Source organism: Acidobacteriota bacterium (assembly GCA_003225175.1).
Taxonomy (GTDB): Bacteria; Acidobacteriota; Terriglobia; order Terriglobales; family Acidobacteriaceae; genus Gp1-AA112.
In genome coordinates, this window is record QIBA01000041.1 from 14058 (window position 1) to 27657 (window position 13600).

The 13600-nt window shown below is 53.4% G+C and carries 12 protein-coding genes; 4 read left to right on the plus strand and 8 right to left on the minus strand.

From position 1 onward, the window contains the following. Positions 1–5: 5 nt before the first annotated feature. The 8 genes from DMG62_10205 to DMG62_10240 all read right to left on the minus strand — a co-directional run bounded on the left by DMG62_10205 (position 6) and on the right by DMG62_10240 (position 8540). Positions 6–521 (minus strand): hypothetical protein, encoded by a 516-nt coding sequence (locus DMG62_10205; GenBank protein ID PYY23022.1) that lies wholly within the window; start codon positions 519–521, stop codon positions 6–8. A 50-nt stretch (positions 522–571) separates the two neighbouring features. Continuing rightward, on the minus strand, positions 572–865 hold the full coding sequence (locus tag DMG62_10210) for a hypothetical protein (GenBank protein ID PYY23023.1): 294 nt from the start codon (positions 863–865) through the stop codon (positions 572–574). A 187-nt stretch (positions 866–1052) separates the two neighbouring features. After that, complete coding sequence (locus DMG62_10215) at positions 1053–2426, minus strand: dipeptidase (GenBank protein ID PYY23024.1); 1374 nt, start codon at positions 2424–2426, stop codon at positions 1053–1055. A 98-nt stretch (positions 2427–2524) separates the two neighbouring features. Then, positions 2525–3211 carry a hypothetical protein gene (locus tag DMG62_10220; GenBank protein PYY23025.1) on the minus strand — a complete coding sequence of 229 codons (687 nt, stop codon included), beginning with the start codon at positions 3209–3211 and terminating at the stop codon, positions 2525–2527. Between the two features lie 73 nt (positions 3212–3284). Then, positions 3285–3824, minus strand: a complete 540-nt coding sequence (locus DMG62_10225) for a hypothetical protein (protein ID PYY23026.1) — start codon at positions 3822–3824, stop codon at positions 3285–3287. A 9-nt stretch (positions 3825–3833) separates the two neighbouring features. Then, positions 3834–4286 carry a hypothetical protein gene (locus tag DMG62_10230; protein PYY23027.1) on the minus strand — a complete coding sequence of 151 codons (453 nt, stop codon included), beginning with the start codon at positions 4284–4286 and terminating at the stop codon, positions 3834–3836. Continuing rightward, positions 4283–5629, minus strand: coding sequence for a hypothetical protein (locus tag DMG62_10235; protein ID PYY23028.1), 1347 nt, complete (start codon positions 5627–5629; stop codon positions 4283–4285). The genes DMG62_10230 and DMG62_10235 overlap by 4 nt, the downstream gene beginning before the upstream one ends. Then, positions 5589–8540 carry an excinuclease ABC subunit A gene (locus tag DMG62_10240; GenBank protein ID PYY23029.1) on the minus strand — a complete coding sequence of 984 codons (2952 nt, stop codon included), beginning with the start codon at positions 8538–8540 and terminating at the stop codon, positions 5589–5591. The genes DMG62_10235 and DMG62_10240 overlap by 41 nt, the downstream gene beginning before the upstream one ends. Positions 8541–8992: 452 nt before the next feature. Here DMG62_10240 and DMG62_10245 point away from each other — a divergent pair, with 452 nt between their 5' ends. From DMG62_10245 to DMG62_10260, 4 genes are all read left to right on the plus strand, one after another. Beyond that, positions 8993–10432, plus strand: coding sequence for a sigma-54-dependent Fis family transcriptional regulator (locus tag DMG62_10245; GenBank protein ID PYY23030.1), 1440 nt, complete (start codon positions 8993–8995; stop codon positions 10430–10432). A gap of 236 nt (positions 10433–10668) precedes the next feature. Further along, positions 10669–11466 (plus strand): TIGR04290 family methyltransferase, encoded by a 798-nt coding sequence (locus DMG62_10250; GenBank protein PYY23076.1) that lies wholly within the window; start codon positions 10669–10671, stop codon positions 11464–11466. A 30-nt stretch (positions 11467–11496) separates the two neighbouring features. Then, positions 11497–12441: a beta-xylosidase gene (locus DMG62_10255; GenBank protein ID PYY23031.1), complete on the plus strand. Its 945-nt coding sequence runs from the start codon at positions 11497–11499 to the stop codon at positions 12439–12441. 29 nt (positions 12442–12470) lie between these two features. Continuing rightward, positions 12471–13592: a nucleoside-diphosphate-sugar epimerase gene (locus DMG62_10260; GenBank protein ID PYY23032.1), complete on the plus strand. Its 1122-nt coding sequence runs from the start codon at positions 12471–12473 to the stop codon at positions 13590–13592. Positions 13593–13600: the final 8 nt, after the last annotated feature.

Here is a 13600-nt window from a genome sequence, read left to right on the forward strand (position 1 = left end):
CGGATTTAAACGAACATTCCTTCGTCATTCGTACTGCGCTTCCGCTCTTCACGAACCTCTCGCTTCTGATTCAGGAAAGCTCCAACGCCCACGCTGATAGCCTGAAGAATGCCGTTCACACGACGAACGGGAAACAGTACTGAGTTCTGCACTGCTCCCGTAGTCTTCTCCACCCGCTCGAGTGTTCGTGTAAGAATCTCATCTGCTGCTACGACCTTGTTCTTAGTCCGAATAGCCATCTCGATGGCGGTATCACCCAACGTGACCGCCTGCTTCTTCAGTGTCGCGGAAGCTTCGGAGAGGTTCGAAGTGATCTCCTTCACTTTGGGAGTGGCATCGGCGAGGAGGTCGCGAGCGTTCTCGATCAATGGTGTAGTGCGCCGCTGAAAATCCATTGCAATGTCATGCACTTGCGACGTAGTTCGGCGCATCGTGAGATAAATGCCAAGCAGAATCAGCATCTGCAGCACGATGGCCAGAGACGTGATCGCAATGAAGGCGGTCAGGAGGTTGGAGTTCATGGGCATGCTCTCGGTCCATCGTTCGGGGCGATGGACCGGAGTAGCTGTTCTTAGGCCTTGGGCTCGACTGCGTCGCGATATGCCTGACGACCGGCTTCCACCGCTGAGGTGATCTGGTCTTTGGAGCGGCTGATGGTGTCTTTTCCCTTTTGGACGTACTGGTTCACCTGACCTCTAAATTCCTGCGTGCGATTGTTGAGGTATTCGCGGCCTTCATTAGCCGATTGCAGGATCGTATCGCGAGTCTCTTTTCCGGATTTCGGAGCGTAGAGGACCCCAACGAGTGCGCCAAGACCCAATCCGGCGAGGAACCATCCAATGCTGCTATTGTCGTTGTCTGCCATAACCTGCGTGCCTCCCAGCGAAGATTGCTAAGAAGGGGATGTTAGCACAAAGCAGCTTCTAAGCTGCTCAGCTCCTGAGCGGTTGCGGCGATTTTTGGAGTGCTGGAATCCTAGGGCGTTTGGCGTTCGCGGGAAGCTCTCCCCATCAATGCGAGCGCGAGATCCAAAGAGCAAGAAAATAACAAGCTTAGGAGCTTAGGAGCTGGAAAAAACGAATTATCGATTCGATCCCGCGATAAAAGTTGGGAATGTGGAATTTCTCATTGGGGGCGTGGAGATTGTCGTCCGGCAATCCGAATCCCATCATGACTGATGGAATGCCGAGATGCTTCTCGAAATCCGCCACCACGGGAATCGAGCCGCCACTGCGAATGAAGACCGTGTCTTTGCCGAAAACTTCTTTCATGGCATCCTTTGCCGCCTGCACATAATGGTTGTCGGTGCGGATGAGCATCGGATCAGCGCCGCTGATTTGGCGAATATTGATCTGAATACCGCGAGGGGTAATTGATTTCACGTAGTTGGAGAATCGCTTGAAGATCTCGTCAGGATTCTGATTTGGGACGAGACGCATCGAAATTTTCGCAGATGCTTTTGCAGGAATCACAGTTTTGGCTCCGGCACCGATGAAGCCGCCAGGCATGCCGTGAACATCGAGCGTTGGGCGGGCCCAGGTTCGCTCGGCTACGGAATATCCTGGCTCCCCTGTGAGTTCGGTACTTCCAACTTCCTGTTCCAGATATTCCTTCTCATCAAACGGAAGCGATTTCCAACTGCGCAGCTCGTCTGCTGAAGGTGTCGTAACGCGATCGTAGAATCCCGGAACGAAAATGCGGCCATTCTCGTCTTTCAATTTTGCAACGATCTGTGCCAGCGCAACAAATGGGTTTGGAGCCGCACCGCCGTACATTCCGGAGTGCAGATCGACTTTCGCTCCGCGAGCTTCGACTTCGGTGTAAACCAGGCCACGCAGTCCTACACAGAGCGTGGGCAGATTGGGAGCGTACATCTCCGTATCAGAAACCAGGGCAAAATCGGCTTTGAGCTTCTGCGGATTTTCTTGTATATATTTTGCGATCGCCTCTCCCCCAACTTCTTCTTCGCCTTCAAGCAGCAGGCGGACATTGATCGGGAGCTTACCGGCCCCGCTCTTCATGAGCGATTCGAGCGCTTTTAGATGCATGAACATCTGACCTTTGTCGTCCACTGCGCCACGTGCATAAAGGTTCTGATTGCGCTCGGTCGGCTCAAACGGCGGAGTGGTCCACTCGTTCAGCGGATCAGGAGGCTGAACGTCGTAATGTCCATAGCAAAGCGCAGTGGGCTTGCCAGTGGCGTGTAGCCAGTCGGCATAGACGAGAGGATGGCCGGCGGTCTTGATGACTTCGACATGTTCGAGGCCGATGCTGCGCATTTGAGCTGCAAGGAAATCGGCTGCGCGTTCGATATCGCTCTTGTGCTGAGGAAGCGTGCTGACACTAGGGATACGAAGGAGATCTTTGAGCTCTGCAAGAAACCGCGGCTGGTTCTGCCGGGCATATTCAAGAGCAGGGGAGGACATCTTGACAACCTCTTTTCACTGCAGATTGTTCCCGTGAAACGATTCAGTATAGCAGCGGAAAAGCATGACATTCTGGACGGCGCACCCCGGCGCTCCGTTCACAGGCGTTTCAGTAGCTCCTTTGCTTTTTCGAGTTCTGGAAACAGTTTTTCCTCATCCTGGAACGCTTTGGGATGAACACACCTCCGGCTGCCGTTCAGCTTCACAGGATGTTTCAGGTGAAGCATCTCGTGATACACAAGGTATTCAACCGCATACCGGGGCATATCCGCTCTGTCGAAGACGCGGCTGATGACAATCGTGTTGTGAGCAGGATCGTAGTGGCCGAGGCTCTGGCGCGATGCATAGCGACTCCATGTCATGAGCGGCCGCGCAAGTAGCCCGTAAAAAAAGCGCCGATTCAAATCCTCGAAGACTGCTTCGAGGTTATAGTGCTGACCTTGAGGAGATAGCAGGATCTTCCGCCCGCGTTGCTGCCGCAGTAAATGCGCTTTACCAGAGACATCTCTGCGTCCCAGGTATCGACGATATCGTGTGGCATGCCGCCTCTGAATCTCTTTTCGGTAGAGCTTGGCGAGTAGAATGTGCGCAATGGCATGAAGTACGTCCTTGGGAGCGCCGGACAGCAAATCGGAGATCCGTACCAGGACTCTTCCTTGCCGCAGCCGAATAGTGTTGTTGATGTTGGAAAAAGGAAAGAATTGCACGCGAAACTCAGGAAATGGCGCCCGTGGACGTAATTCACGGTACGCCTGGGAAAAAATGTCCTTGAGCTTCGGGGTCACCTAAATCGAATTTAGCACGCCGCGCGGCAAGTAGAGACGCAGCATGCTGCGTCTCTACCATCAAGCATAAAGCTCACGTTTTTTTCTTCTTCGCAAATTTAGCGTTTTGTTCTTCCAGAAGTTTGCGTGTGCTGTCAGCGCTGCGATTTACGGAGTCGATGGCGTCCTCAAGGGCAAATTTGTAATCAGCAGCTTCATCCACGTTCTTCGAGTTCTCCGACGCAGCCTTCAATTCACGCAGCTTAGTCTGGAAATCGCTGTCCATCTCGACAACCTGTTTCAAAGGTTTCCGCAGATCAGCGTTGCGCTCGTTGTAGTTCTCTACGTTGTCGTCAACTTCATCCACAAGTGTCGCGATATCCTCGAGGAGATCATGAATCTTCTGGCCTCGGCCTTTGTTCAGTTTGGGATCGGAACGTAACTGCTCAACGGCGACTATCCGCGCCTTTGTGAAATCGACCATCAACTTGAGGCGTTTTTCCGGTTCAATGGCAGTCTCCCGAAGTTGATCGACTTCCTTTTCAGTAAGCGGATCCCGATCGCGAACCTGGGAACACAATGGGAGATTCAGAACTAATGTCACTGCGAAATAGAGGAGAGGACTAGCGCGCATAGAGCTACCCTAATGCTTAAAAATCTGATTCAGAATTTCGTCGTCCGCGGCTTCGATGCGCTTCACGACGGCCATGATCGCGGCGCGATTTTCTACGGCCGAAGACTGAGCAATGTCGGCGAGGCGACGCGAAGCTTTATGAAGTGTCAATTCCGCTTGTTTTAATTTGTGATGAGTATTTTTCGAGCCGTCACGTGCTTTGTCTGCGTAAGTTCCGATATCGGTTAATGCCTGCTGCGCTGGTTCTAGTCTGCCGGCATGCATCTGGACCTCGAATTCCTCGACCAGTTCGCGGACCAGCTCCGCCGCATCAATGCACAAGTCTTTTTCTGAATCGCGTGCGACTTTTTGCTTAAGTTCCTCGATCCTTGCTGTGGTTTGCTGTTCGGGAGTCTCCTTCTTATCCGCAGGAAGACTGGAGCAAACTGAACACAGCAGCGGAATGAGGAGCAGTCGTTTCACTTCAGCTTTTCAATCGCAATCAGACGGTGACGCGCCTTCCATTCCTCGTCGGGATACTTGCCGTTGGCCGCCGCCAGAAACTGCGTGTAACTCTGCGTTGCTTCCGGAAAGCGACGGAGATGGTCAAGCGCAGTCGCCCGCAGGAAGTATGTTCCCGGATTGTCGCCTAGTAGCTTAGTGCGGATATCGAGAGCCTTCAAGGCCAAGTCGTAATGCTGGTTCTCAGAGGCGACCACCGCCAGGTCGCCGTACGCGGTGGCGAGATTGGCATTCAGCTTTATTGCGGCCAGCAGCTGTTCTTCAGCCTCTGGCCAATGGTGCTGATGCATCAGCCCCAAACCGTACTGATAGCGAAGCTCGGAATCGCTGCCGCTCTGTTCCACAAGTTGTTTATAGATAGGAACTGCCTCGACCTCTCGATTCACCGCCATCAAGAGTCCAGCTTTGTCGCGCAAAACTTTTGGATCTTTTTGGTTTCCGGCTGCGCTGAGTTGAGCCAGTGCCTCATCATTTCTTCCTTGCGCCGCTAACAACCTGCCCAGCAGCAAATGAGCCTGCGAGTCTGCAGGATTTGTCGCCAGATATTGGCGTACATTCATCTCCGCTTGGTCGTACTGTTTTGACTTAATCGCAATGTTCACCAGCCCACGAAGAGCTCGATCGCGAGCGTCACCCTGAGCACCCTCGGCTGCTTGTCGATACTGAGTTCTCGCTGCTTCCAATTTGCCGGAGCTCTCGTATAACTCGCCCAATGAAAGACGTGGTTCGGAATCTTCAGGTGTGAGTTTCGCGGCTTCTATAAAAGCGTTTTCCGCTTCACCCGGTTTGCTGCTTTGCTGAAGCCTGCCCAGCGTGAGCCATGCATGCGCCTTAGCTCTCTCCCGATGAGTGGTGGGTTGAAGTTGTGTTGCTGCTCGAACGTATGTAATCGCTTGATCCCGCTCACCAGAATTCGCCAGGAGGAGACCAAGATTCAGATTTGTCTCAAAAACGCCGGCATTGATTTCCAGTGACTTCTTGTACGCCGAAAGGGCTTCGCTGTTGTGGTTAAGAGCCTGCTCGCAATATCCAAGGTCGTACCAAGCTTGATAGCTCTTCGGATCTTTGACTGCCGCCTTCTCAAGTAATGGCTGAGCAGAAGAGTAATCTCCGTTGGCGAGCAATGCCTCTGCTTGATCGAGCAGCGCAGACGCGGCCGATGGTGTTTGTTGCGCAGCGGCATGGTGCCGCACTGTCTGATGTGTGTCTTGCTGAACAGCGGCTGCGCTAAGGCTGGCCAGGAGAACAACGCCAGGAAAAAATCTATTCGACAGCGACGCCATCATTGGACTGCGAATTCCCATTCTTGGATAGGACGCGTGACAACCACTGACCCGTATAAGATTTCTTGTTCCGCGCGACTGCTTCTGGAGTGCCAACAGAAACTACCTCTCCGCCGCGAGCTCCGCCCTCTGGGCCAAGATCAATTAGCCAATCTGCGGCTTTTATCACGTCGAGATTGTGCTCAATCACAACCAGGGAACCGCCGGCTTCAATCAGCCTTCGGAAAGCTGCGAGCAATTTGCTTACATCGTCGAAGTGCAGACCGGTGGTCGGCTCGTCGAAGATGTATAACGTCCTAAGTGGCGATGACTTGCGCAGAGTTCCGCTCCCGTTCTCGCTGCCCTGGTTTGACGTACGCTCATCTCGGAACCGTGGAGTCAAATGCGCTGCTAGCTTCATCCGCTGGGCTTCACCGCCACTGAGCGTCGTTGCCGACTGGCCGAGCCGGAGATAGCCTAGCCCGACCTCCTCGAGCACTCGCAATTTATCTGTGATTTTCGGTACTCCAGAGAAGAAATGGAGAGCTTCCTTGACGGTGAGGTTCAGCACGTCGTGGATGTTCTTGCCTTTATAGCGGACATCGAGGACAGAGCTCTTGTACCGTGTTCCTCGGCACTCCTCGCAAATGAGCTCGACATCCGCAAGGAATTGCATTTCGACGGTTACAGTCCCATCGCCTTGACAAGCTTCGCAACGTCCCCCGGGAACGTTGAAGGAGAAGTGTCCAGCGGAGTACCCGCGCTTCTGAGGCTCCGGAAGGGAAGCAAATAGCTCGCGGATAGCATCAAAGGCCTTGATATATGTGACGGGATTTGATCGGGGCGTGCGACCGATCGGAGACTGATCTACCAAGATCACTTCTTTTATCTGCCCTCCGCCCTCGAGCTTCTGGAACAGACCTGTCGCGCTACCCGCCTCTGTGCTGCCGGTCACCGCGGCTACAGCCTTGTAAAGAACATCGTGCACGAGCGTAGATTTGCCGGATCCTGAGACGCCAGTAATTACCGCCAATACTCCGAGAGGAATACTGACGTTCACATTTTTTAAATTGTTTGCGCGGGCGCCAATCAGCCGCAACTCGCCACGAGGCTTTCGTCGAGCAGGAGGAATTGGGATTGCGAGATTATGGCTAAGATAACGTCCAGTTAACGAGTGTGCGTTGCGCGAAATCTCATCGTAAGTTCCGGTCGCTACGATCTTGCCTCCCAGTTCGCCGGCACCCGGTCCGAGATCGACGATACGATCGGACGCGGCCATTACCTCGGAATCGTGTTCGACCACAAGGATGGTATTTCCCAAATCTCGGAGTTCATGCAAGATCCGAACCAGCCTGTCCGTATCGCGGCTGTGAAGTCCGATGGAAGGCTCATCCAGGACATAAAGCGCACCCACCAGTCGTGAGCCCAGCGACGTAGCCAACTGAATTCTTTGCGACTCACCTCCGGAAAGGGTCGACGCAGTGCGGTCCAATGTCAGGTACTCGAGTCCCACACTGTTTAAGAACCCGAGCCGGTCACGAAGCTCTTCCAGAATCTTTTCGGCAATCTCCGCCTGCTGCGGAGTGAGCTTCACCTCGCCTACAAAGCGGGCTGCGTGCTCAACTGTCATGGCGGTCAGTTCACAGATGTTTTTACCCTCGATCTTCACATTGCGCGCCTCGGCCCGTAGGCGCTGGCCATGACAATCCTGGCAGGTCGCATAGCCTCGGTAGCGACTCAGAAAGACCCTAATGTGAAGCTTGTACTTCTTCCGCTCCAGTAGTGCAAAAAAGCCGGTTATACCGGGAAACTTGCCGTCACCCTGGAGGATCAATGTCCTCTGATCGTTCTCGAGGTCGCACCAGGACTGGTTCATGGCAATGTCGTGTACTTTGGCGAAGCGCTTTAGTTCCGCCTGGAAAGTCTTGTACTTGGGCTTGGTCCAGGGCTCTATCGCTCCTTCATTCAGCGTAAGCAATGGATTGGGAATCACCAGGTTGAGATCGAAGTCGATGGTGTTCCCGAATCCCTGACAGCGCTGGCATGCTCCGTAAGGATTATTGAACGAGAACAGCCGCGGCTCTGGCTCTTCATACTTGCGCCCACAGTCTTTGCATTCGAAACGCTGAGTAAACCTAAGTTGACGACGGGGAGACTCGTCGCGCGGCACGATCTCGAAGACCGCCTCTCCCGACTCGCGATAGCCGATTTCAAGCCCATCCACGATGCGAGCGCGCTGGTCTGGTGCCAACACTATTCGATCCACCAGAACGAACAAGGGCTGAGCGAAGTTAATCTCCAAGAGCGACTCGGGAGTTGAGAATTCATAGATGTTCTGGTTTTGATAGAGCCGATTGAACCCTCTACGACGGAGTTCGCCGAGCCGTTCTTTAAGCTGGTCGTTTAGCTCGGATTTCTTAGTCCCTGCCGCCTTGACCCTGCCGCGCGATTTCTTTCCTGTGATACCGGGAGCGGGAGCGGCTGTAACCGGGAACAACACATGGAATCTCGTGTCCTCAGGCAATTGGCTCAATGCCGTGAACACTTCATCGACAGTGTCTTTCTTCACTTCGATACCACAGTTCACGCAGTAGGTGCGTCCGATCCGGGCAAATAGCAGACGCAGATAGTCGTAGATTTCAGTCGCAGTCGCAACGGTTGAGCGGGGGTTTCGAGTAGTGTTTTTCTGCCGAATGGCGATGGCAGGCGAAATGCCATCAATCAGGTCGACATCAGGCTTTTCGATTCTTTCCAAGAACTGACGGGCATAAGCAGACAGAGACTCCACATAGCGCCGCTGGCCCTCAGCGTAGATTGTGTCGAATGCCAGAGAAGATTTGCCCGATCCGGAGACTCCGGTAACGACAGTCAGGGTATTGTGCGGGATCTCAAAGTCCACGTTCTTCAGGTTATGAACCCGTGCACCCCGTACAACAATGCTCTCGTTTGACATCCTAGGAAGACTTCCCCGCCGCTTCGGAACACTTCAGTGAGATCCAGAAAGGGGTAGGGAATCTTTCATTATAGCTGAATGTTATCGCGTTTCGGAAAGCCCTGGGAATAGAACAAGGGTAGTGGCAGGAGGATTTCAGCGACACCATTTCGTCCCAGAAAGTGCTCCCTAAATGGGAATATTCTCCAAATTGGGAATCGTAGAATAATGGCGTATTTCCACCATCAGCTCAGTGACATACAGCCAAGCTTGGTCATAGCTCCTCAGCGGCTTCTCCCAAAGTGACCAAACTCGCTGGAGGACGTGACCAAAACGGAACCCGCCCGTTTGTAATCACTTAGCTGTCCAATTGAGGCGTTGGAAACACGTCTGCAATGGGGACTAAGTGCACCGCGCCAGCTTCCTACTCGTTTCCCGCTCCGATTCATTGAGCATTCCAGGGTGATTTGTCGATGCCCCCTTCTTCTTCTACAAGCGGTGTGCCACCGGTATCCGAACTGCTGGTCGCCGACACAGATCTGGAATCACTTGAGTTGTGCCGTGACACAGCTGCGGCTGCCCGCTCGGTGCTGCGTAACACCCACGACTCTGAAGCTACGCTCGAGGTATTGGAATCAGGGCTAGTCGACGTACTCCTCCTCAGCGAGCAGCTTCCGGGAGGAGCGGAATTGGAGCTGCTGAGGCACATTCATTATTGGTATCCCGAAACCCAAGTCATTATGATCTCGGACCATCCGAGTTATGCCTCTGCGGTGCAAGCCGCGAAATTGGGCGCATTTGACTATTTGCCTAAACCCTTGGAGGGAAAACTCCTGGAAGCTACAATCGTGCGCGCCGTGGAGCATTCTCGCACAGCCCGTGTAGCAGTCAGGGAACCCATAGATGCCGAAGCAGCGTACGGCATCGTCGGCAAGACGGCAGTGATGTGGAAGCTCTACAAGGTCATCGAGAAAGTGTCCGCGAACATCCATCCTGTACTCATTCTGGGAGAAAGCGGCACGGGCAAGGAACTCGTCGCCCGGGCCATTCACTTTAGCGGCATACGTCATGAGCGGCCATTTATCCCAGTAGATTGTGGGGCGCTGGTTCCGACACTGTTAGAAAGCGAACTGTTTGGTCATGAGAAAGGAGCATTCACAGGAGCAGAGAGGGCCAAAGACGGACTGCTTCGAATCGCGGAGGGTGGAACGGTGTTCCTCGACGAGATTGGCGAACTTCCAGTGGAAGTTCAAGGAAAGCTCTTGCGGGCCCTACAAGAAAAGGAGATTCGTCCCGTCGGTAGTACAAAGCGCATTCGCATTGATGTTCGCGTAATCGCAGCCACGAATCGCGAGCTCGAGGCTGCGATAAAAGAAGGCCGCTTTCGCAAAGATCTTTATTTCCGCCTCAACGTTGTCACCATCAAACTGCCTCCCTTACGAGACCGCATGGACGATATTGAAGAGCTAGTGAATGCCTTTCTTGATCGAATTGCCCAAAATACCGGCCAGCCCAGGAAGAAAATCTCACGCGAGGCAGTGCGGATGTTGAAGACATATTCCTGGCCAGGGAACGTTCGCGAACTGGAGAACTTTATCGAGCGCGCGGTGGCGCTGGGCAGTGGAGGGACGCTGGAGCCTATCGACTTCCCCAGTCAAGTTAGCGGAAACATAACATTACCATCATTCTCGACCAGCGAGCCTATAAGACGTATTGGCCGCGTGCTTCCGATAGCAGAAGTTGAACGCCACGCAATCCTGAATGCAGTGGCTGAAGCTAAAGGCGATAAATTGCTGGCGGCTCGTATGCTAGGAATAGGTAAGACCACTCTCTACAGGAAACTCCGTCAATATAAAAACCGTGCATCACAACTATTATTGCCGTCGAGCTCCCCTGCAACTACAGACTCTTAATTCGAATTCATCTGACTGATAACACAGAATTTCTGGCGTGTTTTGACGCGATGAGACGGGCATCCAGATCAGGCCCGCTTTGCTCTAACTGCTCACTCGGTTGTGCGGGCTTAAACCTCCTGTTTGGGCAAGCATCACAACGTTGGTTCCGAACCTCATTGAAAAAACCCGAATGAACCTAGGGAGAAGATCTTACATTGCAGGCTGAAACAAACAGCCAATTGACCATCGAGTCACTGAGTTCAAGCCCGTCTGCTCACGATCCCCAGGTCGAGGCGGCGAAGTCGTGCCCAGAGTTGACCCGACGAATCATCGCCCTAGGCGATTGGTTTCATAACATCAATCTCAACGGAGTCTGGACAGCCCCAGATCACTTCCTCGGTGATTTTCCCAACGTAAAGTGGAAGGACATTTCGAAAGCCGTCCCGGAGGACCTAAAAGGAGCGTCCGTTCTGGATATCGGGTGCAACGCCGGATTTTATTCAATTGCCCTCAAGAAACGCGGAGCAGGCAGGGTCCTCGGAGTGGACGTCGATGAGCGCTATCTGAATCAGGCTCGCTTTGCTGCCGAGACTCTCGGCTTGAAAATCGAATTTCAGAAATGCTCGGTCTACGATGTGGATCAAATCCCCGGACAGTTTGACTACGTTTTGTTCCTCGGCGTGTTTTACCACCTTCGATATCCGCTATTTGCTCTCGACAAGATCATTAAGAAAGTCGCCGGAAGGCTCTTCTTCCAAAGCATGATGCGCGGATCGATGGAACAGCGAACATGGAACGGGGATTACGAGTTTTGGGATGTGAAGCCCTTTCAGGATCCTGATTTCCCCTGCATGTACTTCATTGAGAACAGCTACGCGAGCGACTACACGAACTGGTGGATCCCAAATCGTGGTGCGGTCGAGGGAATCTTGCGTAGTTCGGGTCTGCAAATCCTTGACCAGCCAGAGTCGGAAACCTACGTCTGCGAACCACGTCGCGTGCAACGGGATGGTAAGTACCTACTTGATCTTGAACTTTCGGGAACTTTGTAAGGTCTCAAAGAACGATAGAGGAATGCACGAATGGTTGAAGCGGTGATGCTCTGGAACGAGCCCAACAACCTCTCCCACTGGGATTTCAAAATCGATCCTGACTGGAAGAAGTTCGCGGAAATGGCAATTGCTGCAGGCAAGGCAATCCGCAGCGTGAATCCCGAGCTGCCCATCGTACTGGGCGGGATCTCGCCTATCGATCCTAATTTCATTCAGCTGATGGGCTCACATGGCATTCTGAACGCCGTGGACGTCGTTGCAATCCACGGCTTTCCTCTGGACTGGAATCACTGGAATGTCAACGAGTGGCCCGCGAAGGTGGATGAAATCAGGGCGGTGACAAAGCTCCCGGTCTGGATTTCGGAAGTCGGGGCCTCATCTTTCGGAGCCGAAGAGGTTCAGCTGTTCGGATTACAGAGGATGTCTGAGCTGCTGCTCGGGAATGTGGAACGCATTCACTGGTACAGTCTCTTTGATCTACCGGCCTCCTGGACTGCAACTACACGCCATAAAGAAGCGGAAGGAAGCGCCTATTACCGCCACTACTACATGGGCTTATTGCGTGAGGATGAAACCCCTAAGATGGCAGCGGCGGAATTTCCTGAGGGACTTGGAATCTGTCAATGGTTTCACTACGAAGACCATCGACTGGATTCAGCCGTTGAGTGGCTGCATAGACTCAAAGTTCGGTATCTCCGGACTGGGGTGAGTTGGGCCGACAGCCATCGTGAAAACGCTGAGCTGTGGTTTGACCGCCAGATGAAGGCTCTTGAGCCGTTTAATACGACGCTCACATTGTGCTTTACGCCAGAGCATCTAGGCATTGCGCCGCATTATACGAGTCCGCCGAAGGATCCAAACACGTTCGCGGAATTCGCGCAATGGGCGGTATCACGCTATGCACCTGCGCCTGTTCGAACGAACTCGGCTTACGCAATGCCGGAAGAAATGGCGGCGCCTTCGGTTCTAAGGTGAGAACAACACTGGAAAGTGAATTGAGGCAGATGATCACAAAGAAAATCTTGATCACAGGTGGAGCAGGTTTTGTTGGCTCACACTTGGCTGATGCGCTCATCGCTCTGAGGCACGACGTCCGCATTTTTGACAACTTGTCTCCTCAGGTTCATGGGTGTGGAGTGCCCTCGTATCTTTCCGGCAATGCGGAATTTGTCGCCGGGGATATGCGGGACGAGAACGCAGTTCGGAAAGCGATTGAAGGCGTGGACGTCATTTTTCACCTTGCCGCCTCCGTCGGAGTCGGCCAATCGATGTACCAGATCTCCGACTACATGGGAGTGAATACCCAAGGTACAGCAGTGCTGCTACAGGCGCTGCTCGAACGAAAAGCGCGGGTCGAAAAACTAGTAGTGGCGTCGTCGATGTCAATCTATGGAGAAGGGCAGTATCTTTGCCCCAACTGCGGCGATTCTGTCCCCTCCCCGAGGAACATCGGGCAGCTTGCTAGAAAACAGTGGGAGGTAAAGTGCCCGGACTGTGGTGCTGAACTTACTCCTGTGCCCACGGCCGAAAGCAAACCTCTGCAATGCACCTCAGTTTATGCGCTCTCGAAGAAGGACCAGGAGGAGATCTGCCTGCTTTATGGCCGGACCTATGGGCTGCCAGTTGTAGCTCTGCGCTACTTCAATATCTATGGGACGCGCCAGGCTCTCTCAAATCCCTACACCGGAGTTGCTGCGATCTTTGCTTCTCGTCTTCTGCACCTAAAAGCGCCATTAGTTTTCGAAGACGGGCGCCAGATGCGCGACTTTGTCAGCGTTCATGACATCGTGAACGCAAATCTGCTCGCTATGGAATCGGAAAAAGCTAACGGCCATGCCGTCAACATCGGGTCTGGGCGGCCCATTTCGATTCGTGAGGTCGCCTCAGTGCTCTCGCGAGCGATGGGCCTCCAGATATTCTGTGAAATCACGGGCAAGTACAGGGCTGGAGATATCCGCCATTGTTTTGGAAAGATTTCCAAAGCACGCGAACTTCTCGGGTACGAACCAAAAGTCCGATTTGAGGATGGAGTCGCTGAACTGGTTGATTGGCTGCGCGAGCAGACTCCCGAGGACAAGGCCGAGCGCATGGTTGCGGAATTACAAACCTTCGGTCTCACGGCGTAGCAGGGCCA

Bases quoted from the DNA above. Each gene is read 5' to 3' on its own strand.
- DMG62_10205 (PYY23022.1), bottom strand. From the start codon at position 521: ATGAACTCCAACCTCCTGACCGCCTTCATTGCGATCACGTCTCTGGCC.
- DMG62_10210 (PYY23023.1), bottom strand. From the start codon at position 865: ATGGCAGACAACGACAATAGCAGCATTGGATGGTTCCTCGCCGGATTG.
- DMG62_10215 (PYY23024.1), bottom strand. From the start codon at position 2,426: ATGTCCTCCCCTGCTCTTGAATATGCCCGGCAGAACCAGCCGCGGTTT.
- DMG62_10225 (PYY23026.1), bottom strand. From the start codon at position 3,824: ATGCGCGCTAGTCCTCTCCTCTATTTCGCAGTGACATTAGTTCTGAAT.
- DMG62_10235 (PYY23028.1), bottom strand. From the start codon at position 5,629: ATGGGAATTCGCAGTCCAATGATGGCGTCGCTGTCGAATAGATTTTTT.
- DMG62_10240 (PYY23029.1), bottom strand. From the start codon at position 8,540: ATGTCAAACGAGAGCATTGTTGTACGGGGTGCACGGGTTCATAACCTG.
- DMG62_10245 (PYY23030.1), top strand. From the start codon at position 8,993: ATGCCCCCTTCTTCTTCTACAAGCGGTGTGCCACCGGTATCCGAACTG.
- DMG62_10255 (PYY23031.1), top strand. From the start codon at position 11,497: ATGGTTGAAGCGGTGATGCTCTGGAACGAGCCCAACAACCTCTCCCAC.
- DMG62_10260 (PYY23032.1), top strand. From the start codon at position 12,471: ATGATCACAAAGAAAATCTTGATCACAGGTGGAGCAGGTTTTGTTGGC.